This window comes from Alcanivorax sp. NBRC 101098, from assembly GCF_001010505.1.
Lineage (GTDB): Bacteria > Pseudomonadota > Gammaproteobacteria > Pseudomonadales > Alcanivoracaceae > Alcanivorax > Alcanivorax borkumensis.
This window is the reverse complement of sequence record NZ_AP014613.1, coordinates 453825-475251: the sequence shown is the minus strand read 5'-3', so window position 1 is coordinate 475251 and position 21427 is coordinate 453825. Positions and strand designations below refer to the sequence as shown.

At 53.7% G+C, this 21427-nt stretch carries 29 protein-coding genes; 4 read left to right on the top strand and 25 right to left on the bottom strand.

The window, feature by feature from the left end; translation table 11 throughout:
- Window positions 1-131: 131 nt before the first annotated feature.
- The 5 genes from gspD to AS19_RS02235 all read right to left on the bottom strand — a co-directional run bounded on the left by gspD (window position 132) and on the right by AS19_RS02235 (window position 5940).
- Window positions 132-2252, bottom strand: coding sequence for a type II secretion system secretin GspD (gspD, locus tag AS19_RS02255; RefSeq protein ID WP_231483397.1), 2121 nt, complete (start codon window positions 2250-2252; stop codon window positions 132-134).
- An 11-nt stretch (window positions 2253-2263) separates the two neighbouring features.
- Complete coding sequence (locus AS19_RS02250; RefSeq protein WP_011587718.1) at window positions 2264-3124, bottom strand: type II secretion system protein N; 861 nt, start codon at window positions 3122-3124, stop codon at window positions 2264-2266.
- Between the two features lie 85 nt (window positions 3125-3209).
- The gene (gspN, locus tag AS19_RS02245; protein ID WP_046961656.1) at window positions 3210-3938 is read right to left on the bottom strand and encodes a type II secretion system protein N; all 729 of its coding nucleotides are present in this window, start codon (window positions 3936-3938) and stop codon (window positions 3210-3212) included.
- Between the two features lie 26 nt (window positions 3939-3964).
- Window positions 3965-4483 (bottom strand): single-stranded DNA-binding protein, encoded by a 519-nt coding sequence (gene ssb / locus AS19_RS02240; protein ID WP_011587716.1) that lies wholly within the window; start codon window positions 4481-4483, stop codon window positions 3965-3967.
- Between the two features lie 89 nt (window positions 4484-4572).
- A complete protein-coding gene (locus tag AS19_RS02235) occupies window positions 4573-5940 on the bottom strand; it encodes an MFS transporter (RefSeq protein WP_046961655.1) in 1368 nt (455 codons plus the stop codon).
- A 266-nt stretch (window positions 5941-6206) separates the two neighbouring features.
- Between AS19_RS02235 and AS19_RS02230 the strand changes: the two genes are divergently transcribed.
- From AS19_RS02230 to AS19_RS02215, 4 genes are all read left to right on the top strand, one after another.
- Window positions 6207-6857 (top strand): response regulator transcription factor, encoded by a 651-nt coding sequence (locus AS19_RS02230; RefSeq protein ID WP_011587714.1) that lies wholly within the window; start codon window positions 6207-6209, stop codon window positions 6855-6857.
- A 129-nt stretch (window positions 6858-6986) separates the two neighbouring features.
- Window positions 6987-9809 (top strand): excinuclease ABC subunit UvrA, encoded by a 2823-nt coding sequence (gene uvrA, locus AS19_RS02225; RefSeq protein ID WP_011587713.1) that lies wholly within the window; start codon window positions 6987-6989, stop codon window positions 9807-9809.
- Window positions 9810-10016: 207 nt separating this feature from the next.
- Entirely contained in the window at window positions 10017-11342 is a 1326-nt protein-coding gene (locus tag AS19_RS02220) for a glycerophosphodiester phosphodiesterase family protein (RefSeq protein WP_011587712.1), read from the top strand.
- A 123-nt stretch (window positions 11343-11465) separates the two neighbouring features.
- Window positions 11466-11843: a hypothetical protein gene (locus AS19_RS02215; protein WP_035459313.1), complete on the top strand. Its 378-nt coding sequence runs from the start codon at window positions 11466-11468 to the stop codon at window positions 11841-11843.
- Window positions 11844-11852: 9 nt separating this feature from the next.
- On the opposite strand, the gene AS19_RS02210 is transcribed toward AS19_RS02215, so the two are convergent.
- From AS19_RS02210 to rpmC, 20 genes are all read right to left on the bottom strand, one after another.
- Window positions 11853-12188, bottom strand: a complete 336-nt coding sequence (locus tag AS19_RS02210) for a DOPA 4,5-dioxygenase family protein (protein ID WP_011587710.1) — start codon at window positions 12186-12188, stop codon at window positions 11853-11855.
- A gap of 104 nt (window positions 12189-12292) precedes the next feature.
- Window positions 12293-12676, bottom strand: coding sequence for a 50S ribosomal protein L17 (rplQ, locus tag AS19_RS02205; protein WP_011587709.1), 384 nt, complete (start codon window positions 12674-12676; stop codon window positions 12293-12295).
- 49 nt (window positions 12677-12725) lie between these two features.
- Window positions 12726-13733 carry a DNA-directed RNA polymerase subunit alpha gene (rpoA, locus tag AS19_RS02200; RefSeq protein WP_011587708.1) on the bottom strand — a complete coding sequence of 336 codons (1008 nt, stop codon included), beginning with the start codon at window positions 13731-13733 and terminating at the stop codon, window positions 12726-12728.
- 20 nt (window positions 13734-13753) lie between these two features.
- Window positions 13754-14386, bottom strand: coding sequence for a 30S ribosomal protein S4 (rpsD, locus tag AS19_RS02195; protein WP_011587707.1), 633 nt, complete (start codon window positions 14384-14386; stop codon window positions 13754-13756).
- Between the two features lie 16 nt (window positions 14387-14402).
- A complete protein-coding gene (gene rpsK, locus AS19_RS02190; protein ID WP_011587706.1) occupies window positions 14403-14801 on the bottom strand; it encodes a 30S ribosomal protein S11 in 399 nt (132 codons plus the stop codon).
- 36 nt (window positions 14802-14837) lie between these two features.
- Window positions 14838-15194, bottom strand: coding sequence for a 30S ribosomal protein S13 (gene rpsM, locus AS19_RS02185; protein WP_011587705.1), 357 nt, complete (start codon window positions 15192-15194; stop codon window positions 14838-14840).
- A 117-nt stretch (window positions 15195-15311) separates the two neighbouring features.
- The gene (gene rpmJ, locus AS19_RS02180; protein WP_008928865.1) at window positions 15312-15428 is read right to left on the bottom strand and encodes a 50S ribosomal protein L36; all 117 of its coding nucleotides are present in this window, start codon (window positions 15426-15428) and stop codon (window positions 15312-15314) included.
- Between the two features lie 17 nt (window positions 15429-15445).
- The gene (secY, locus tag AS19_RS02175) at window positions 15446-16828 is read right to left on the bottom strand and encodes a preprotein translocase subunit SecY (RefSeq protein WP_011587704.1); all 1383 of its coding nucleotides are present in this window, start codon (window positions 16826-16828) and stop codon (window positions 15446-15448) included.
- Between the two features lie 11 nt (window positions 16829-16839).
- Entirely contained in the window at window positions 16840-17274 is a 435-nt protein-coding gene (gene rplO / locus AS19_RS02170; RefSeq protein ID WP_011587703.1) for a 50S ribosomal protein L15, read from the bottom strand.
- A 3-nt stretch (window positions 17275-17277) separates the two neighbouring features.
- Window positions 17278-17460, bottom strand: a complete 183-nt coding sequence (rpmD, locus tag AS19_RS02165; RefSeq protein WP_007149547.1) for a 50S ribosomal protein L30 — start codon at window positions 17458-17460, stop codon at window positions 17278-17280.
- A 24-nt stretch (window positions 17461-17484) separates the two neighbouring features.
- On the bottom strand, window positions 17485-17982 hold the full coding sequence (rpsE, locus tag AS19_RS02160; RefSeq protein WP_035459318.1) for a 30S ribosomal protein S5: 498 nt from the start codon (window positions 17980-17982) through the stop codon (window positions 17485-17487).
- 12 nt (window positions 17983-17994) lie between these two features.
- Window positions 17995-18345 (bottom strand): 50S ribosomal protein L18, encoded by a 351-nt coding sequence (rplR, locus tag AS19_RS02155; RefSeq protein ID WP_011587701.1) that lies wholly within the window; start codon window positions 18343-18345, stop codon window positions 17995-17997.
- A 17-nt stretch (window positions 18346-18362) separates the two neighbouring features.
- Window positions 18363-18896: a 50S ribosomal protein L6 gene (gene rplF, locus AS19_RS02150; RefSeq protein WP_011587700.1), complete on the bottom strand. Its 534-nt coding sequence runs from the start codon at window positions 18894-18896 to the stop codon at window positions 18363-18365.
- A 31-nt stretch (window positions 18897-18927) separates the two neighbouring features.
- Window positions 18928-19320 (bottom strand): 30S ribosomal protein S8, encoded by a 393-nt coding sequence (rpsH, locus tag AS19_RS02145; RefSeq protein ID WP_011587699.1) that lies wholly within the window; start codon window positions 19318-19320, stop codon window positions 18928-18930.
- Window positions 19321-19355: 35 nt separating this feature from the next.
- Window positions 19356-19661 (bottom strand): 30S ribosomal protein S14, encoded by a 306-nt coding sequence (gene rpsN / locus AS19_RS02140; protein ID WP_011587698.1) that lies wholly within the window; start codon window positions 19659-19661, stop codon window positions 19356-19358.
- 11 nt (window positions 19662-19672) lie between these two features.
- A complete protein-coding gene (rplE, locus tag AS19_RS02135) occupies window positions 19673-20212 on the bottom strand; it encodes a 50S ribosomal protein L5 (RefSeq protein WP_011587697.1) in 540 nt (179 codons plus the stop codon).
- 12 nt (window positions 20213-20224) lie between these two features.
- On the bottom strand, window positions 20225-20533 hold the full coding sequence (gene rplX, locus AS19_RS02130; protein ID WP_011587696.1) for a 50S ribosomal protein L24: 309 nt from the start codon (window positions 20531-20533) through the stop codon (window positions 20225-20227).
- Window positions 20534-20548: 15 nt separating this feature from the next.
- The gene (gene rplN, locus AS19_RS02125; protein ID WP_007151625.1) at window positions 20549-20917 is read right to left on the bottom strand and encodes a 50S ribosomal protein L14; all 369 of its coding nucleotides are present in this window, start codon (window positions 20915-20917) and stop codon (window positions 20549-20551) included.
- Between the two features lie 51 nt (window positions 20918-20968).
- Window positions 20969-21232, bottom strand: a complete 264-nt coding sequence (gene rpsQ / locus AS19_RS02120) for a 30S ribosomal protein S17 (RefSeq protein WP_011587695.1) — start codon at window positions 21230-21232, stop codon at window positions 20969-20971.
- 2 nt (window positions 21233-21234) lie between these two features.
- A complete protein-coding gene (rpmC, locus tag AS19_RS02115; RefSeq protein WP_011587694.1) occupies window positions 21235-21426 on the bottom strand; it encodes a 50S ribosomal protein L29 in 192 nt (63 codons plus the stop codon).
- Window position 21427 lies beyond the last annotated feature (1 nt).

Here is a 21427-nt window from a genome sequence, read left to right as displayed (position 1 = left end):
CCTAACAAGCTACTTTTAAGTCGAATTCATAGCATGCTGCATAAATCATAAGTCGTTTTTCAAGCGCAGAGTGGCGCATAAAAAAACGCGCCGAAGCGCGTTTTTATTAGCCACAGAAAACCTATGCAGCCCTACAGATCAGAATCTCCTTCTGCTTGGCGATCAACTCCGGGTACCGTTTTCGGCCGCTTATCTTCAATGTCTTTTTTGGTGGCCGGTACCGGTCTATTCTGCTGGTTGAAGTAGGCATCACGGAAATCCTGTGGCACCGGAGTCCGCCCCTCAAAGATATGATCCAAACTCTGCGGAATAGGGTTTTTCTCAACCTGCTCCAACTCTCCGTCATCATTAAGCCGGAATTGAAGGGCCGTCAGCCCCATGTATTTATCACGGCTCATTTCTACCAATCGATCATTATTGCCTAGAATCGTCGGCTTTAGGAAAACCATCAGATTACTCTTCACCCTGTCCTTGCTGGTTGAGCGAAATAAAAAGCCCAACACCGGAATATCGCCTAGAAACGGCACTTTTCGAACCGTCACCCGGATATCATCTTTGATCAGCCCACCCAGAGCGATGGTTTCTGCATCATCAGCCAATACGGTGCTTTGCAGCTTACGAGTGGTCGTCACGATATCAACGGCATCACCCGCCGAGTCCTTCACTGCAGAGCTTTCCTGCTCCAACTCCAAGCGAATGGTAGAGAGTCCGGCCACGTGAGGAGTAACTTTTAACGTCAGGCCCACGTCCTCACGTTGAATCGTGGTAAATGGGTTGGACACCCCCGAACCGGTATTGGTGCTCTGCCCGGTCACAAACGGGACATTCTCGCCAACGATGATGGACGCTTCTTCATTATCCAGGGTTAGAATGCTCGGAGTGGAAAGGAGATTCACATCTGATGAGGTGGATAGAGCTTGAATCAATGCCCCCCATTTCAAGTCACCGTCGGAATCGGTTTCCCCTAACCCAGCAGTAATCCCATCGCCTAGGCTCAGTCCAGACGGATCATCCGAGGCCAGCGCCTGGACGACAGAGTTGACGCTTAATCCATTACCACCGAAGTTAACGGCGCCAACGCCATCTTCATTGCTACCGCCTACATACTGGAAGCCCAGGTTTTTCCCTTGCTCCCCAGAAATTTCCACAATGGCAGCCTCAATCAGGATTTGTGCCCGGCGCACATCCAGCTTGCTGATTACCGATTGTATTTGTTTCATCATTGCGGGTTTGGCACGAACTACCAGCGCATTCAACGATTCATCCGCCTGAATCGACACCTCGTTGTTATTCAACGCAACGGAGGTCGTCTTGCCATCGCCCCCAGCCCTGTTCACCGAGGCACCATCAACAAAGTTCTTCAATAACTCGGCCATGCTCTTGGCATCACCATGGCTTAGGCGAATAACCTTCGCACCACTATTGTTCGTTTCCTCGGTGTCTAGGCTGCGAACCATCTGTAGCATTCGCTGGCGGGTAACACGGTCACCTTTAATGATCAGTCGATTGGTCCGCTCATCTGCCACGACGATAACACCACCTTCAGCGGATTTACCCCCGCGCCCACCGGTCTGTGGTGTCAGGCTTTCCAGCATTTTCACCATGTCACCGGCAAATGCATGTTTCAACTTCAGCACCTGAACATCTTCCGATTCCGCGCTATCAAGGCTGGAGATAATCGCCTCCATACGACGAATGTTATCCAGATGGTCGCTGATAATCAGTGCATTGGCGGACCCGACAGCAGCCAAATGGCCATATTGAGGGACCAATGGGCGCAGCACAGGAACCAATTCTTCCACCGGCGTGCTCTCAACCGCAATGACCCGGGTGACGAGCTCCTCACCGGAAGAGCTCCCCTTGTCGACTAACGGAAGATTACTTTGTTTAGCCGTGGTATTAGGCACAATCTTGGTAATGTCACCGACCGACACGGCCGCATAACCATGGACCTGCAATACGGACAAAAATAATTCATACACCTCATTAGAGGTCAGGGATTTAGTAGATACCACTGTGACATCCCGCGCACGAACCCGCGGATCCACCACAAAGTTCTTGCCGGTCATCTGGGCTACCTGGCTGATAAACGCCTGAATGTCCGCATTGCGAATATTTACCGTCCAGCTCTCACCGTCATCGCTGGCCTGTACTTGGTTCGTTGTCTGCGCGTGAAGCGAGGTCACCATGACAGCGGACAGCGCTAGCAGCAGCATTATTTTTGATAAAGACGTTCTGAAAAAAGGCGTCATAAAACCACTCATTAAGGCGGATAGTTCACGGTAAATTGTTGGTCACCCCGTTGCACCACAATGGATGCTTTCTGGGTGTCCTGATACGAACGCAGAGCCGCCACGTCGTTGCTTTCTGTTCCTAGCGGATGCCCGTTAACCGAGAGAATTACGTCATCGCTTCGTAGACCAACCTGCGCAAGCAATTGTTTTGGTGCACCTTTACCCAACCGATAACCAGCACTGCCACTCTTATCAATAGGGTCCAGCCCCAGCTGGCCAATAATCGTTTTGCGCTGGCGCGCCAAATCCGCGGGGCTGCCTTGTGCTACAGTGCGGTTACGACTCGGCGGCGGTGTAGGCTTTTGCTTGACTTGAGCGACTCCTCCCAACACAGAATCACTCCAGCGCAGTGTTTCCAGCCGACCTGCTCGACGCAAGATAACCCGATCTGGATACACTTCTTCTAACTTGGCATTACCGGGAATGCTATCCCCAATATGGTATAGCTCACCTTCTTTGCCCTTCTCAGCAATAATCGCCGTAGCCCGTTTGGTATCGGCATTCTGAAAAACACCTAACAGTTCCAGGCGCAACCGGGTATCAGGGGCATCTGTCGGCCGGTCTTTATCGATACTGGCTGCCGCCTCATACTGGCCAAACAACTGCCAGCCATCCACCTGGGACTGAGATAGAATCGGCGCGTCGCCAGACGACGATACATCCAAACGCGTCTTGCTATTGCTCTGCACTCGCTCACTGGGACCATACCACAGTAGCCATACGGTCTGCGCCAGCACATAGGCCATCGCGACCACCAGCAATACAGCAATCACCCACCGAAGCGGCGCCCCCCATTGCTGTTGTTTTACCCAACTCGCCAGTTGCGACATAACCGTCCCGCGACTTCCTTATCGTTATTACCGATGCAAGGCTACAAACCTGCCGAATTCTACTGTTTATTATTGCAGTATAGTGTTACTGACCACCGAACAAGACAAGAGGTTGCGACATCTGGAATACCACATCGTCCGGGTCGCCGCCCTGACTCACGCCCAATAGCATAGGCCAAGCTCGCCGAACCTCTAGCTCAAAACGCCCATTAGCTAACCTAGCATCCAATAGCGAATTATTATCCGGGTCCTCCACCTGCAGTGTGGGTTGTTCATTATTCATGCTTAAACGACCCTGCAATACCGGCACCAACGCCGAGCCATTACGCCCCCAACTCACGGTGCCGCCACTGTATTGGAGCGTGCCTTGCAACTGCTTGATCCTACTATCGCCAAAGGAAAGCTGCATCAACGTCGCGTCCACGCGCCCACTCGCACTACCCTGGGGAATGTGCTCTGTCACCAGTGCCATAGGCAAGGAAAGCCGCGCATGCTGCAGTTGCCAATCCCCCCAGTCCGCGCCCAACCAAGTCGACAGGCGCGCTGCATCATCGGTGGTACGCATTTTCAATGTCAACCCTGGCACTAATCCGTGCCAGTCTAGCGACCATTGCACAGTGCCCTGGCGGCGTTGCCATTGCCAATTGGCTTGCCCGTTCCACCAAACCCCCTGGGGGTTGGTCAGAACCAACGGTGCACCACCCGGCCGCAGCGCCGGAACACGCTCTACCAACACAGCCGCAGGCATTAGTAGCAGTAAAAACAGCAGCAGACTAACGCCAAAAAGCAGCGCTAGTGTTATTTTTCGAGGCATAACGGGGCCGGTTTCCTGTCCGTCATTCAGAACGGAATATCGTCGTCAAAGTCATCCGCTGGGCCGCTGAAACCACCGCCCTGATTGGTGTTTTGGTTCTGTGCTGGCTGGCCACTACCGGCTCCAGGCTGACCATCATTACCGTAGCCACCCTGATTGCCTTGAGGGGCAGCGGACTGGGAATAACCACCCTGACCACCACCATCACCACGGCCATCTAACATCTGCATCTCGTTGGCCACAATCTCGGTAGTATAACGGTCTTGACCATCCTGCCCTTGCCATTTGCGGGTACGGATAGAGCCTTCAATGTAAACTTTGGAGCCCTTTTTCAGATACTCACCGGCAATCTCGCCTAGTTTGTTGAAGAGCACCACCCGATGCCACTCAGTGCGTTCCTGCATTTGGCCGCTCTGGCGGTCTTTCCAGCTCTCGCTGGTGGCCAAGCGCACATTCGTGACCGCGCCACCGCTGGGCATAAAGCGGGTTTCCGGATCCGCACCCAGATTACCGATCAAAATTACCTTATTAACGCCGCGCGCCATGTTTCTCTCCGTGACTTCTTATGGTCTAGCTACTGTCTGAAATCCTACCATCATTGATGGACGACAAATTCGTGAAGCCGTCCATTGTGTCAGCTTTGCCCGGTCCCCGCGACACCCTGTAACTGCTGCTCGTCCAACAGACTGGAGTCCACTTTCAGCAAGGCCAGTGCTTGCTCTTCCACGACCACTGTTTCCACCACCCCGGGGACAGATCTCAGTCGCTCAGCCAAAGCAGCCCAATCATTCCCAGGGGCCAATGACAGCACCCGATTATCCAGCCGGGGCAACTCTTTCATTCCTACCAGCACCAGCAACCAGATCAGAGCCAACACACCACAGCTGTAAAAGACCGCTTCTGCCCCAACCCATTGATAAAGGGCTCCGCCCATCTGTCCGCCGACAAAGACGCCCAGGAACTGACTGGTTGAGTACACCCCCATAGCCGTTCCCCTCGTACCCGCCGGCGCCGCGCGCCCGACTAAAGAGGGCAGCAAGGCCTCTAGTAGATTAAAAGCGGTAAAGAAAACCAATAATGCCAAAACGAAATGCCACAATTGCGCCCCAGCTAACGCCAACACCAGCTGAGAGAGCGCCAGCAACACCACCGCCAATCGCTTCATGGGAACCGCCCCTCGGCGCTCCGCGCGGATAATCAATGGCACCATGGCCACAAACCCAGCCACCAGAACCGCCAGATACAGCAGGCTGTGACTTTGCAATGTCAGCCCCAATCGATCGCTGAGCAACGCCGGCACCACCACAAAAGATGCGGTCATAATCAAGTGCAGGCTAAAAATACCCACATCAAAACGCAGCAAGGTCTTGCTACCCAACACCCGACGGAACCGTTCTGACACAGGCAGCGCCTCACCCTGCAAGGCTTTTGGCGCCGGCACCACAAACGCCACCAGCAAAGCGAAACCACCCAACACTGACGTCATCCAGAATAGGCCAGACAAACCTAGCCACCCAGCCAGCAAGGGCCCCAAAATCAGTGCAAGAACAAAAGAGCCGCCCACCGACATACCAATCAAAGCCATAGCTCGGGTGCGATGCTTTTCAGTCACAACATCCCCGATCAGTGCCATAATGACACTGGCAATCGCCCCTGCGCCTTGCAAAGCACGCCCGGCAATGACCCCGTAAATGTGGTCACTCATCGCGGCTACCGCGCCGCCAGCAATAAACAGCAATAGGCCGATAAGCAATAGCGGCCGGCGCCCAAAGCGATCCGACAACATACCAAAAGGGATCTGTAGCAATGCCTGCATCAAGCCGTAGGCACCAATAGCAGTACCAATTAATAGCGGTGAAGCCCCTTCAAGAGCTTGCCCGTAAACGGCAAAAATAGGCAGAATCATGAACAGACCGAACATCCGCAACGCAAAAATCGTTGCCAGATAGCCAGTGGCCTTCAGTTCTGTCCGTTGCAGAGCATGAGAAGATGATGCCGTCATGAACCGTTATCGCTCCTAACCCGGAGAGGTCCGGACGCCGCAACGAATGGCTACCGCAGACCTGACCGATACAAAAGGGCACGCAGTGTAGCAGATTCCGGCTCCATCAGAACCCGAGCGACGCCCTCACTGCAGGCAACTTTTAATCGTGAAAACCGCAAAACTCCAATGCTTCAAATTGAACCCCCGTCAAAGCGGTGATAAATTGACAGGCTGATCAGTTTTTTTTCTTAGGTTTTAAGCCTAAGCAATCACGGACGAGAGCAATGAATAGCCAAGAACATATCCAACAAGTTTACGTAGTAGGCAGCCAACAACTGCAAAACGCCCTGCTTACCGAATTCCTCGTCAAGAAAGACATGGCAGCCAAAAGTATTCCCACTGCCCTGGATATTACCATTGATGCCCTGCGCGAAAACGGTCAGAACCTATTCCTGGTGGACTACCACTCCGTAGACGTTAACGAAGTCATCGCCCACCTACTAGAAGCAGACCAAGAAGTGGAGAGCGATGTCTTGATCGCGGTTTTCAACGTTGACAGCGATGAGTCACTCTCCAAGCTCGCCGGGCTTCCCATGGTCAACGGCGGCTTCCAGCACGACTGTCCCCAGGCCCTTCTAAGCAAAGGCCTCAAGGCAATTCTCGATGGTGAACTATGGTTCCCTCGCGCCGTGCTGCAAACCTACCTAATGAAAAGCCGCACTTTCAACAAGACGTTTTCACGCAGCGAGGTCAGCCTAACCGACCGGGAAGTTGAGGTGCTGAAGGTGATGGCCACAGGCGCAAAGAACTCCGACATCGCCTGCAGCCTGAACCTGAGCCCACACACCATCAAGACCCACATCTACAATATTTTCAAGAAAATCAACGCCTCCAACAGACTACAAGCGGTGAACTGGGCCCAGGAAAACCTATAGTCACCCAAGTCTCACCATGCATGATGCCAGACACCAGCTTTTCACGTTCTGCGGCTGGCATCATGCGCCCGGCGTCCCTTATACTGCCCTGTTCATTTTGACAGTAGTCTGAAACGGGCGTTTTACTCTATGGATACCATCGTAGTACGCGGTGCACGCACCCATAATCTGAAGAACGTGGACCTGGATATTCCCCGGGACAAACTGGTGGTTATTACCGGTCTGTCAGGCTCCGGCAAATCTTCCCTCGCCTTCGACACCCTTTACGCAGAAGGGCAGCGCCGATATGTGGAGTCACTTTCCACCTACGCCCGCCAGTTTCTATCAATGATGGAAAAGCCCGATGTGGATCACATCGAGGGGCTGAGTCCAGCGATTTCCATTGAACAAAAGTCTACTAGTCATAACCCTCGCTCCACTGTGGGCACCATTACCGAAATCTACGACTACCTGCGTCTACTCTTCGCCCGAGTTGGAGAGCCCCGCTGCCCCGAACATGGCGCCCCGCTAGCCGCGCAGACCATCAGCCAGATGGTAGACCAAGTACTGGCCATGGAAGAAGGCAGCAAACTCATGCTGCTGGCTCCAGTGATCCGCGAAAAGAAGGGTGAACACGCCCATCTATTCGAAGAGCTACGCGCCCAAGGCTTTATCAGGGCTCGCATTGATGGCCGCATCTACGACATGGATGATACGCCGGACCTAGACAAAAACAAAAAGCACACTATCGAAGTGGTGGTGGATCGCTTCAAAGTCCGCAGCGACCTACAGAACCGGCTGGCAGAGTCATTCGAGACGGCGCTAAATCTGGCCGACAATATCGCCGTAATAGCCCCCATGGAAGGGGAAGGGGAAGAGACCACATTCTCTGCCAAATTCGCCTGCCCTACCTGTGGTTACTCGATCCCCGAACTAGAACCGCGCCTGTTTTCCTTCAATAACCCAGCTGGTGCCTGCCCCAGTTGCGATGGCCTGGGCATAAAACAGTTCTTCGATGAAGGCAAAGTGATCAACTCCGATGAACTTTCTCTTTCCGAAGGCGCCATCCGCGGCTGGGACCGCCGCAACGTTTATTACTTCCAGATGCTCAACTCGCTGTCCCAGAGCATTGGTTTCGACATGGATACGGCGTTTAAAGATCTCCCCAAAGAGATCCGCAGCAAGGTGCTGCATGGTACTGGTAAGGAAAGTATCGAATTCCGCTACCTAAACGACCGTGGTGACATCATCAAACGCAACCATCCATTCGAAGGGATCATCCCGAACATGGAGCGCCGCTACCGGGAAACCGAATCTGATGCAGTTAGAGAAGATTTGCTCGGCTACATGTCCACCTCTAGTTGCCCAAGCTGCAACGGCTCACGCCTTCGTGAAGCTGCCCGTCATGTTTTCATTGAGCAAACCACTCTCCCCGAAGTGGTTCGACTTCCCGTTGGTAAAGCCCATGCCTATTTTAGCAACCTGAAATTGCCCGGCAGCCGTGGCGAAATCGCCGGCAAAATCCTCAAGGAAATTAGTGACCGGCTGCAATTTCTGGTCAATGTAGGACTGGAATACCTAACCCTTGAACGCAGCGCAGAGACCCTGTCCGGCGGCGAAGCTCAACGTATTCGCCTCGCAAGCCAAATAGGCGCGGGTCTAGTGGGTGTCATGTATGTACTGGACGAACCCTCAATCGGTTTGCACCAGCGCGACAACGAGCGCCTGCTCAATACTCTGACTCGACTTCGCGACTTGGGTAATAGCGTACTGGTTGTAGAGCACGATGAAGACGCCATCCGACTGGCCGACCACGTTATTGATATTGGCCCAGGAGCGGGCGTTCACGGTGGCAAGGTCATCGCCCAAGGCAGCGCCCAAGATGTAGCCGACAACCCAGATTCATTAACTGGCGATTACCTATCCGGCCGCAAAAAAATAGCGGTCCCCACTCAACACCGTCCACACAATGATGACCGATGGTTAACCTTGCTCGGAGCCACAGGGAACAACCTCAAAGGCCAGCCATTGAACATTCCCGTAGGCTTACTGACCTGTATCACCGGCGTATCGGGCTCCGGAAAGTCCACGTTGATCAACGGCACGCTCTACCCCCTGGCCGCGACCAAACTCAATAAGGCTACAACTCTGACGCCATCCCCTCACGAATCCATTGAAGGGCTTGAGCATTTCGACAAGGTGGTGGATATCGATCAAAGTCCCATCGGTCGCACCCCGCGCTCCAACCCGGCCACCTACACCGGTATTTTCACCCCGGTGCGGGAATTGTTCGCGGGCACCCAGGAAGCACGCGCCCGCGGCTACAAGCCAGGGCGCTTCAGCTTCAATGTTAAAGGGGGACGCTGTGAAGCCTGTCAGGGCGACGGGGTTATCAAAGTCGAGATGCACTTCCTCCCAGATATCTATGTTCCATGCGAAGTCTGCAATGGCCAGCGCTATAATCGGGAAACGTTGGAGATCACCTACAAGGGTAAGAACATTTTCGAGGTGCTGGATCTGACCATTGAAGATGCTCGCGAATTTTTCGATGCCGTACCTTCGCTGGCACGCAAACTCCAGACCCTCATAGATGTGGGCCTCAGCTATGTAAAACTCGGCCAGGCAGCAACCACACTATCCGGTGGCGAAGCCCAGCGGGTCAAACTGGCCAAGGAATTGTCACGCAGGGATACCGGCAACACCCTGTACATCCTCGATGAGCCTACCACCGGCCTGCACTTCCATGACATCCAGCTCCTGCTGGACGTGCTCAATCGCCTGGCCGACCACGGCAACTCCGTGGTGGTGATCGAACACAACCTGGATGTAATCAAGACCGCTGACTGGATCGTGGATCTGGGGCCCGAGGGCGGTGACGGTGGCGGTGAGATCATCGCCGAAGGCACTCCAGAAGAGGTCGCCAAGGTTAAAGGCAGCCATACTGGGCGCTTTCTCAAACCCATGCTGAAATAATGCAGCGGGTCTGGTACCGGCATAGCAGACGACGGGGCGGCAAGGACGCCAAGCCCCTATCCGCCTCTTTCTTAAAGGGCACCGCGAGAGTTACGCCGTGACGAATAGCACATTCCCACGCCCTGTCACGCAGCCGCAGCCTGCCCCTCACCAGCCCGTCATATTTCGCCTGCAGACTCCCCCCAATCACCATCATTGAGGCGAGTCATGAAACGGATTAACGCATTGAAAGGCTGCATCGCAGCACTGGCCATGGGCGCTGCCGCTACAGCCTGTGCCGCTCAGACACCGGATCACAACACCCCACCAGGTGACGCCAATCGCACAGCCCCTCAGCACGCCACGGCTCATAGCAGTAGCGTATCGCTCGGCCCTCGCCCCTATTACTTGGTCTCTGATATGGATGCCGGGCCAGTCAAAGAGGCCCTACAGGCCTGCGCCGCGGAGCACCGCCCGCAGCGACGGACCGACTTTTCCATCGGCCACCGCGGTGCGCCGCTGCAATTCCCGGAGCACACCGAAGAATCCTACCGTGCAGCAGCACGTATGGGCGCAGGCATTGTGGAATGTGACGTTACCTTTACCAAAGACCGGGAGCTGGTTTGCCGTCACTCACAGTGCGACCTCCATACCACTACCAACATCCTGGAAACCGAGCTGGCCAACCAGTGCAGCGAACCGTTCAGCCCGTTTGATGGCACACACGCCGCCAGTGCGAAATGCTGTACCAGTGACATCACTCTGGCCCAGTTCAAAACCCTGAAAGGGAAGATGGATGGCGCCAACCCTCAAGCCACCACCGTAGACGAGTACCTGAATGGCACCCCCGACTGGCGCACCGAGCTCTACCGCCAACGCGGCACCCTGCTCAGCCACCAGGAAAGCATCGCCCTGTTCCGCCAGCTGGGAGTCAAAATGACCCCGGAACTGAAGGCCCCTCAAGTACCCATGCCCTATCAGGGTGATTACAGCCAGCAGGACTATGCACGGCAAATGATCCGTGACTACCAAGAGGCAGGCGTAAGCCCCCACCGCGTCTATCCACAATCATTCAACCTAGAGGATGTACGCTATTGGTTATCGGCCACACCAGCCTTTGGCCGCCAGGCGGTTTACCTAGACGGCCGCGACAGCAACGGACTCGACCCGCAAAACCCCGGCACCTGGCAACCCGACATGGCAACGCTGAAAGGCTACGGGGTCAACATCATCGCCCCGCCGTTATGGATGCTGGTTACCACAGATGCCCAGAACCGCATCATCCCAAGCGTCTATGCCCGCTCCGCACAACAGGCCGGCGTAAATATGATTGCCTGGTCCCTGGAACGCTCCGGACTATTGGCCAACGGTGGCGGCTGGTACTACCAAAGCATCCCTTCAGCCACCAATAACGACGGCGATGTCCTGACGCTACTGGATGTACTGGCCCGCCAAGTCGGCGTCATCGGTGTCTTTTCCGACTGGCCCGCCACCACCACCTTTTATGCCAACTGCCTGCGACAACACAACACCCCATCCCGCGCACGACAATAGCGCAGCCACACCGCTATTTACCCCGCCCGCCCTGTGGCTGTGCATTATCGCCACCAGGCGGGCTGAATTGATGGCACGTTTTCTGCTTTGTACCAAGCTATATACAGGCCGAGGAGTACGAGCATGGAATCCACCCTAGACCACCGTTGGCTGATGCAGTACAACATCGTTAATCTGGTCAACCAGTGCCGCCGCTTAATTCGCGCTGAATTTGATGAAAATCTTTCACTCACCGATCCGGAACTACGAATCAAACTGGCCCATTTTGCAGGCTACACCCGCTCACAAGGGCTTCAGCGTTTGTACGGTGAGGTTCGGCTCGCATTACTCAACCTGGAAGGTGCTGACCCACGGCCCCAGCGGTCAGCTCACCCTTCAGCCCGCCTCTATCGCGGGCAAAAAGTGATCAGCCCAAGGTCAGGTAACTCAGCCGCGAAGACACACCCGCGTCCTGAACAAAAAGCAATAATGTATCGAGGTAGAACCACCGCACAAAACTAACAGGGTGATTTACGGGGAAAGCCCAAAGGTGCTCAAATCCAGCGGCAGGCTGTCACCCAACCACATAACCAGTTCTGTATGATCCCGCAGGTCATCGCCGCTAAGGCCATGCACAAACACCGTGAGCCCATTTCGGCTGGCCATCAACCAGGGAATCACCTCTCCAACAAGACGCCGGGGGAGAGTCAACTGGCAGCTCCAGCATGGATGTGGGCCCACCGGTTTTCGGTGCATATGCCCCATGGGAATCGAAAAACGCTGGTGGGCCGCCTGGCAGAGCGCCGCAGCCTGGGAAAAGGTGTGCTCGTCGAAATAGACGTGAGCATGGAAGCCGTTGATCGCCATATGCTATGCCCGTTGATTACATCACCAGCATAGCCCATGGATTCGCACATGCAACAGGCATAAAAAAACCGGGCATCGCCCGGTTTTTTTAGAACAATTAACGCTTACTCTTCGTCAGCGTCAACCAGTTCAGGACGGTCAACAAGCTCAACATAGGCCATCGGTGCGTTATCGCCCGCACGGAAACCCATCTTAAGAATGCGGATGTAGCCACCCGGACGCTCTTGGTAACGAGGCCCCAGTTCGTTGAAAAGCTTACCAACCATTTCCTTAGAACGGGTACGGTCGAAAGCTAAACGACGGTTTGCAACTGAGTCTTCCTTGGCCAAAGTGATCAGCGGCTCAGCCACACGACGGAGCTCTTTAGCCTTCGGCAAAGTGGTCTTGATCGCTTCGTGCTCCAGCAGAGACACAGCCATGTTACGGAACATCGCCTGACGATGAGAGCTGTTCCGGTTCAGTTTTCTGCCGCTTTTGCGATGACGCATGATTCTGTTCCTATGTTCAGGGGCGCTTCACAGCGTCCACAACAACTAATTAGCGCAACTTGGCGTTCAACCGGTCATCGTCGCGAAGGCTGACCGGTGGCCAGTTCTCCAGACGCATACCCAGTGAAAGCCCTTTAGAGGCCAGCACATCTTTAATCTCGGTCAGCGACTTCTTACCCAAGTTCGGGGTTTTCAGCAGCTCGACCTCGGTACGCTGTACCAGATCACCGATGTAGTAGATGTTTTCCGCTTTCAAACAGTTAGCGGAGCGAACCGTTAGCTCAAGATCATCAACCGGGCGTAGCAAGATAGGATCGATCTCCTCACGTTCTTGCTTCGGCTCAGGCTTGGCATCCTGTTCCAAATCTACAAACACCGCAATTTGCTGCTGCAGAATTGTTGCTGCACGACGAATCGCTTCTTCTGGCTCAATGGTTCCGTCTGTTTCCAGATCAATGACCAGCTTGTCCAAATCAGTACGCTGCTCAACGCGTGCCGCTTCGACCACATACGCGACACGACGAACTGGGCTGTAACTGGCATCCAGCTGCAGACGGCCAATTCCGCGGGTTTCGTCATCTTCAGACTGACGGGAATCCGCTGCGACATAACCGCGTCCTTTCTGTACTTTCAGCTTCACACGCAGTTCGGTGTCGCCAGTAATCGTACAGATCAGGTGATCCGGGTTAACAATCTCAACGCTGTGATCACGCTGGATATCATTCGCGGTAACGACACCAGGACCTTTCTTGACCAGCTCAAGGGTCGTTTCTTCGCTATCTTCCATTTTTAAGGCAACGCCTTTGAGGTTAAGAAGAATATTGATCACATCTTCTTGCACCCCTTCAATGGAAGAGTATTCATGCTGCACACCGTCGATTTCCACCTCGGTGATCGCACAGCCAGGCATGCTGGAGATCAAGATGCGGCGCAGCGCAGTCCCCAGGGTGTGCCCAAAACCACGCTCCAGCGGTTCCAGAACCACTTTAGCGTGAGTCTGGTTGATCGCGTTGACCGCGATCGAGCGGGGCGTGAGAAAGTCGTTCACGGCGGTCATAGAGATCCCTCAGGCAGTCCTTACTTGGAGTACAGCTCGACGATCAGATTTTCGTTGATCTCGGCAGGCAGGTCGATACGCTCAGGCTTAGCCTTGTAGGTACCTTCCAGCTTCTTATCATCAACTTCAATCCACGGCATAAAGCCACGCTGCTGAGCGAGCTCCATGGCGTTTTTCACGCGCAGCTGGTTCTTGGACTTCTCACGAACGTTGATCTGATCGCCAGGCTTAACCTGGTAAGAAGCAACATTCACGGACTGACCGTTAACCAGAATGGCACGATGGCTAACCAGTTGACGCGCTTCGGAACGAGTAGAGCCAAAGCCCATACGGTAAACCACGTTATCCAGACGCCCTTCCAAAAGCTGCAGCAGAACTTCGCCTGTAGCACCTTTGGAGGCAGCGGCTTTTTTATAGTAGCTACGGAACTGTTTTTCTAACACACCATAGGTACGACGAACTTTTTGCTTCTCGCGCAGCTGCACGCCGTAGTCAGACAACCGTGCTGGGCGGCGGCCGCTCGCACCAGCAGCCTGACCAGGAGCCTGGTCAGCTTTACACTTGGATTCCAGAGGGCGAATACCACTCTTCAGGAACAAATCAGTGCCTTCTCGACGGGAAAGCTTGCACTTGGGACCGATGTATCTTGCCATCTTGCTCTAACTCCCGTTACACGCGACGCTTTTTAGGCGGACGGCAACCGTTATGGGGAATCGGCGTTACGTCCTCAATATGGGTGATCTTGTAACCGCAGCCATTCAGGGCACGAATAGAAGATTCACGACCCGGACCTGGGCCTTTCACCCGCACTTCAAGATTTTTCAGACCGTAGTCCTTCGCTGCGTTACCCGCGTTCTCAGCCGCCACCTGGGCAGCAAACGGGGTACTTTTACGGGAACCACGGAAACCAGCACCACCAGAAGTCGCCCAAGACAACGCATTGCCCTGACGATCAGTGATTGTGATGATGGTGTTATTGAAGGAAGCGTGCACGTGGGCGATACCGTCTGCAACGGTACGCGTTACCTTCTTACGACGTGCGCCACTATCTTTCTTTGACTTAGCCATAATGCCTATCCAAATCCAGCCGCTGTCTAATTCAGCTTATTTGCGAATCGGTTTACGCGGACCTTTACGGGTACGCGCATTGGTCTTGGTACGCTGACCGCGAAGCGGCAAGCCGCGACGATGGCGAATACCACGGTAACAACCGAGGTCCATCAGACGCTTGATGTTCATGTTGATTTCCCGGCGCAGGTCACCTTCGGTAGAGAACTTGGCAACCTCGCCACGAATGGCGTCAAGTTGCTCACCGGTCAGCTCGCGAACTTTCGCGGTCTGCTCAATACCGGTCGTTGCACAGATAGATTCTGCACGGGTACGACCGATCCCGAAGATGTAGGTGAGAGAAATCACCGTGTGCTTATTTTCCGGGATGTTAACGCCTGCAATACGGGCCATCCGAATATCTCCGATTCACAAAACGGGTGGCGCCAGGCTCATAGGCGCCGAAAGGCGGCAGAGTCTAGCGCTACGCCGACTGAATTTCAACCAAACACTTAAAAGAAGACTAAAACCTTAACCTTGGCGCTGCTTGTGCCGGGGTTCGGCACTGCAGATTACCATGACACGCCCCTTACGACGGATCACTTTGCAGTTACGGCAGATCTTCTTTACAGAAGCCTGAACTTTCATCGCACTCGCCTCGTTCGTTAACGCACCAGACCGGTGCCACCATACCCTTTCAGGTTGGATTTCTTCATCAACTTCTCGTACTGGGTGGACGTCAGGTGCGAATTAACCTGTGACCAGAAGTCCATTACCACAACCACGACGATCAGCAAAGAGGTACCACCCAAGTAGAAGGGCACATTGGCAACAGCTTGCAGACCCAGCGGCAGTAAGCACACCAGCGTCATGTATACCGCACCGATCAGAGTCAAACGGCCCATCACTGTGTCGATATAGCGAGCGGACTGCTCGCCCGGGCGAATGCCCGGAATATAAGCGCCGGATTTCTTCAGGTTGTCAGCGACATCCTTCGGATTAAACACCAGCGCTGTATAAAAGTAGCAAAAGAATACAATTGCCAAGGTAAACAGCAAAATATACAGCGGCGTACCCGGCAGCAGAGCTTCACTCACATTGCGCAATGCCTGACCCCACCAAGAATCCGGATTGGAGTCACTGAACCACTGGGTCAATGACGCCGGAAACAATAGTATTGAGCTGGCAAAAATCGCAGGAATAACGCCTGCCATGTTCACTTTCAGCGGCAGATGACTCTGCTGCGCCGCATACACTCGACGGCCTTGTTGGCGACGTGCGTAATTTACGGTAATACGACGCTGTCCACGTTCCACATAGACCACACCGAAAATCACGGCCATGGCAACCAGGAACACAAACAACATCATGATCAGGCTCAGATCTCCGGTTCGCGCAGACTCAAAGGTCTGTGCTACCGCACCAGGCAGGCCTGACACAATAGAGGCGAAAATCAGCATGGAAATACCGTTGCCGATACCGCGCTCTGTAATTTGTTCACCCAGCCACATCAGGAAAACGGTACCAGTAACCAATGTGCTGACAGCAACAAAATAGAAGCTGGCAAGCTGCATAGTGCTGGCCGTCTCCGGCAGCAGTGTAATGCCTTGGCTATTGAGACCGGCAACCATGCCAAAAGACTGGATCGCCCCCAAAACCACCGTTAGGTAACGTGTGTATTGGGTTATTTTACGCCGCCCCTGTTCACCTTCTTTGCGAAGCTGTTCTAGGGTTGGTACCACAGCAGTCATCAGCTGAATAACAATGCTAGCCGTGATATAGGGCATAATGCCCAACGCAAAAATACTCATGCGCTCCAGTGAGCCACCAGAGAACATGTTAAACAGGCCAAGAATGGTGTCCCGGTTGTTGTTGAACATCTGTTGCAACGCTTCCGGGTTCATGCCCGGGACCGGGATATGCGCCCCGACCCTGAACACCACCAAGGCGCCCAACAGAAAACCGATACGCCGCCAGAGTTCACGCATTGCGTTACCGTCTGCTTTGGGCGCACCACCATTTAGTGTTTGAGCGCGATTCTTCGCCATAAAGCGCAGCCTTACTCTTCGACTTTACCGCCAGCTTTTTCAACCGCTTCACGGGCGCCTTTAGTAAGGGCAACACCACGAACGGTCACTGCGCGATCGATTTCACCTTGCAGAACAATCTTAGCGCGCTTCATGTCACGACGAACAATGTTGGCTGCTTTCAAAGAAGCCAGATCGATCACGTCACCTTCCACTTTCGCTAGTTCAGCTAGACGGACCTCAGCGGTACCCATTGCCAATTTGGACGTGAAACCGAACTTCGGCACACGACGCTGCAGCGGCATTTGACCACCTTCGAAACCGGGCTTTACAGAACCACCGGAGCGAGACTTCTGACCTTTATGACCACGGCCACCAGTCTTACCCAAGCCGGAACCGATACCGCGACCTACGCGCTTACCTTCCGGACGGGAACCTTCAGCGGGATGCAAATCATTAAGACGCATCACTTATTCTCCCTCTACCTGCACCAGGTACGACACCTTGTTAATCATGCCGCGCACTGACGGGGTATCTTCAACTTCAACGGTGTGGCCAATGCGGCGCAGACCGAGACCACGCACACAAGCCCTATGCTTTTCAAGCCGGCCGTTGGTGCTCTTAACCAGCTTTACCTTGATCTTTTCAGCCATCGTATCGATTCCGCTTATCTGCGCTTAGTTCAGAATCTCATCAACAGACTTGCCACGCTTGGCAGCCACAGATTCCGGAGAAGCCATGGATTTCAGACCATTGAAGGTAGCCCGAACCACGTTTACCGGGTTTGTGGAGCCGTAGCATTTGGCCAGTACGTTCTGAACGCCTGCGACTTCCAGTACGGCGCGCATAGCACCGCCGGCAATCACACCGGTACCTTCATCGGCCGGCTGCATGTACACCTTAGAGGCACCATGACGGGCCTTCATTGGGTGCTGGATGGTGGTGCCATTCAGCTCCACCTGAATCATGTTGCGGCGGGCAGCTTCTAAGGCTTTCTGGATAGCAGCAGGCACTTCACGCGCCTTACCACGACCAAAGCCAACTTTACCCTTGCCGTCACCCACTACAGTCAACGCGGTAAAACCAAAAATCCGGCCGCCTTTTACTACTTTAGCAACCCGGTTTACCTGAACCAGTTTTTCCTGCAGACCTTCGTTGGGATCAACCTTCGCCATAACCAAGCACCCTTAGAATTCAAGCCCGTTTTCACGCGCGGCATCAGCCAGCGCCTTTACGCGACCGTGATATTTAAAACCAGAACGGTCAAAGGCTACGCGCTCAATGCCCGCTTCTTTAGCACGCTGAGCGATGATCTGACCAACTTTGGTCGCTGCATCAGCGTTGCCGGTAGCGTCAGCACGCAAATCTTTCTCCACTGTGCTGGCAGAAGCCAACACCTGGTCGCCTGCCGCAGAGATTACCTGCGCATAAATATGACGCGGGGTACGATGTACGCAAAGGCGAACTTCACCCAACTCGCGAATCTTCAGACGAGTGCGTTTGGCCCTGCGTAGACGTGCAACTTTTTTGTCTTTCATGGCATCAATCTCGACGATTATTTCTTCTTGGCTTCCTTACGGCGCACTTGCTCATCAGCATAGCGCACCCCTTTGCCCTTGTAAGGCTCAGGCGGACGGAAGGCCCGAACATTGGCAGCAACTTGACCTACCAGTTGCTTATCAATGCCTTTAATGACAATTTCTGTCTGGCTCGGAGTTTCAACGGTAATCCCTTCTGGCAATTGGTAAGCCACCGGATGGGAGAAACCGAGGGTCAGGTTAAGAACCTTGCCCTGAGCCTGCGCGCGGTAACCAACACCCAAGAGTTGAAGCTTACGCTCAAACCCATCGGCAACGCCGGTTACCATGTTATTCAGCAGAGCACGCGTGGTTCCAGCTAACGCCCAGCCCTTCTGAGAGTCGTCGTGGGGTTTAACCGACACCACGCCATCTTCCAAGGACACTGCTACCAGCTCGTGAACTTCATGCTCCAGGCTGCCTTTGCCACCTTTTACAGCGACTTTTTGGCCATCGATTTTAACCTCGACGCCTTTAGGCAGATTTACCGGACTTTTTGCTACTCTAGACATTGCTGCACCTAACCTGTCTACGCCGCTTCTGTTAGGACACTTCGCAGATCAGCTCGCCACCAATATTGGCTTTGCGCGCTGCGCGGTCAGAAATAATGCCCTGATTAGTGGATACGATCATAACACCAAGGCCATCTTTAACCTTGGGGATCTCACCCGCGGACTTATAAACCCGCAGACCAGGACGGCTTACCCGTGCAATCTTCTCGATCACCGGACTGCCTTCGTAATATTTAAGCTCAACCGTCATTACCGGTTTTTTATCGCCAGTTACTTCGTAACCTGCGATGTAGCCCTCGTCCTTCAGTACTTTGGCAACAGCTTCCTTTGCTTTTGAAGCAGGAATCTCTACCTGTACTTTCTTGGCCATCTGGGCGTTACGGATACGTGTAAACATATCCGCCAGGGTATCTTGCATGCTCATGCCGCAATCGCTCCGCTACCTAAACTCTTGGCTTATTACCAGCTGGCTTTAACCAGACCTGGAACGTCACCGCGCATCGCTGCTTCACGCAGCTTGATCCGGCTAAGGCCGAATTTGCGGTAGTAACCGTGCGGACGACCGGTCAGACGACAGCGATTACGCTGACGAACCGGAGAAGAATCGCGCGGCAATTTTTGCAGCTGAAGCTGAGCATCCCACTTCGCTTCAGGTTCTGCATTGGGATCCTGGATGATCGCCTTAAGCGCTGAGCGCTTGGCGGCAAAACGCTGAACCAGCTTTGTGCGTTTTGCTTCCCGGTTTTTCATGGATTCTTTAGCCATGATAAATCCTCTTAGCCCTTCAGCGGGAAGTTGAAGGCGCGCAGCAGCGCCCGTGCTTCGTCATCAGTCTTGGCTGTAGTGGTAATCGTAATATCCATACCACGCAGCTTATCGACCTTGTCGAAATCGATTTCCGGGAACACGATCTGCTCACGCAGACCCATGGAGAAGTTGCCCCGGCCATCGAAGGATTTCGGATTCAAACCACGGAAGTCACGAATACGTGGAATGGCAACAGAAACCAGACGCTCAAGGAATTCATACATTCTCTGATTGCGCATGGTCACCTTGCAGCCAATCGGCCAACCTTCACGGATCTTGAAGCCTGCAACAGACTTCCGCGCGTTGGTTACCAGCGGCTTCTGACCAGAAATGGCCGTCATATCCGACAAAGCACCTTCCATCGCTTTACGATCCGCAGAAGCTTCACCAACACCCATATTAAGGGTGATCTTGGTGATCTTCGGCACTTCCATGATGTTACCGAGACCAAGCTCTTCTTTCAGCTTGGGCGCGATTTCGTCTTGATAAATCTTTTTCAGATCACTCATGGGTCACCTAACCTACAGCGCTTCGCCGTTGGACTTGAAGAAGCGAACTTTTTTGCCGTCTTCAAACCGGAAGCCCACACGATCCGCTTTCTGCGTCTTGGGATTCCAGATGGCAACGTTGGAAGCGTTTAGCGATGCTTCCTGTTCTACGATGCCGCCTTGAGTACCACGGTTAGGATTGGCTTTAACATGCTTCTTGACCATGTTAACGCCAGCAACGATGAGGCGACCATTGTCCAGAACTTGCTGAACAGAGCCACGCTTACCTTTGTCCTTTCCCGCAATTACGATGATTTCGTCATCACGCTTAATCTTGAGCATTACCTTCACCCGCCTTTACAGAACTTCAGGTGCCAGGGAAATGATCTTCATAAATTGCTCAGTACGCAGCTCGCGCGTTACTGGGCCGAAGATCCGAGTACCAACCGGTGCTTTGTTGTTGTTCAACAACACGGCGGCATTTTCATCAAAACGAATCAAAGATCCGTCAGGACGACGTACACCTTTACGGGTACGAACAACCACAGCGGTCATCACGTCGCCTTTCTTGACACGGCCGCGAGGAATCGCTTCCTTTACTGTGACCTTGATGATGTCACCAATGCCTGCATAGCGGCGGTGAGAACCACCCAGCACTTTGATGCACTGTACTCGACGGGCGCCACTGTTATCAGCAACCTCGAGCATGCTTTCGGTCTGAATCATCGCTTAATCTCTCCAACTCTGCCCTTACAGGCAGCCACAGCAACGGTCCGTTTAGGCCTTAGACTGTTCAACTACGTTAACCAGCATCCAAGCTTTACGCTTAGACAGCGGCCGGCACTCCTCGATGGTGACCAGGTCACCTTCACGACATTGATTTTCTTCATCATGCGCCATCAGTTTAGTGGAACGCTTGATGATCTTGCCGTAAATCGGGTGCTGAACCCGGCGCTCTACCAACACAGTGATAGTTTTGTCACCTTTATTAGAGATGACTTTGCCGGTAGCGGTCCGGCGCATTGTGTTCGCCTCTGCCATGACTAGTTACCCTGTTTCTCTCTCAGAATGGTCTTTACGCGCGCAATATTGCGGCGAACCGTCCCAAGCTCATGGGTTTTAGAAATCTGACCGGACGCGCTCTTCATACGCAGCTTGAATTGTTCCTCAAGCAGCTCGATTTGCGTCTGCTGCAGCTCCTCGACACTCTTTTCTTTCAGCTCGCTCGCTTTCATG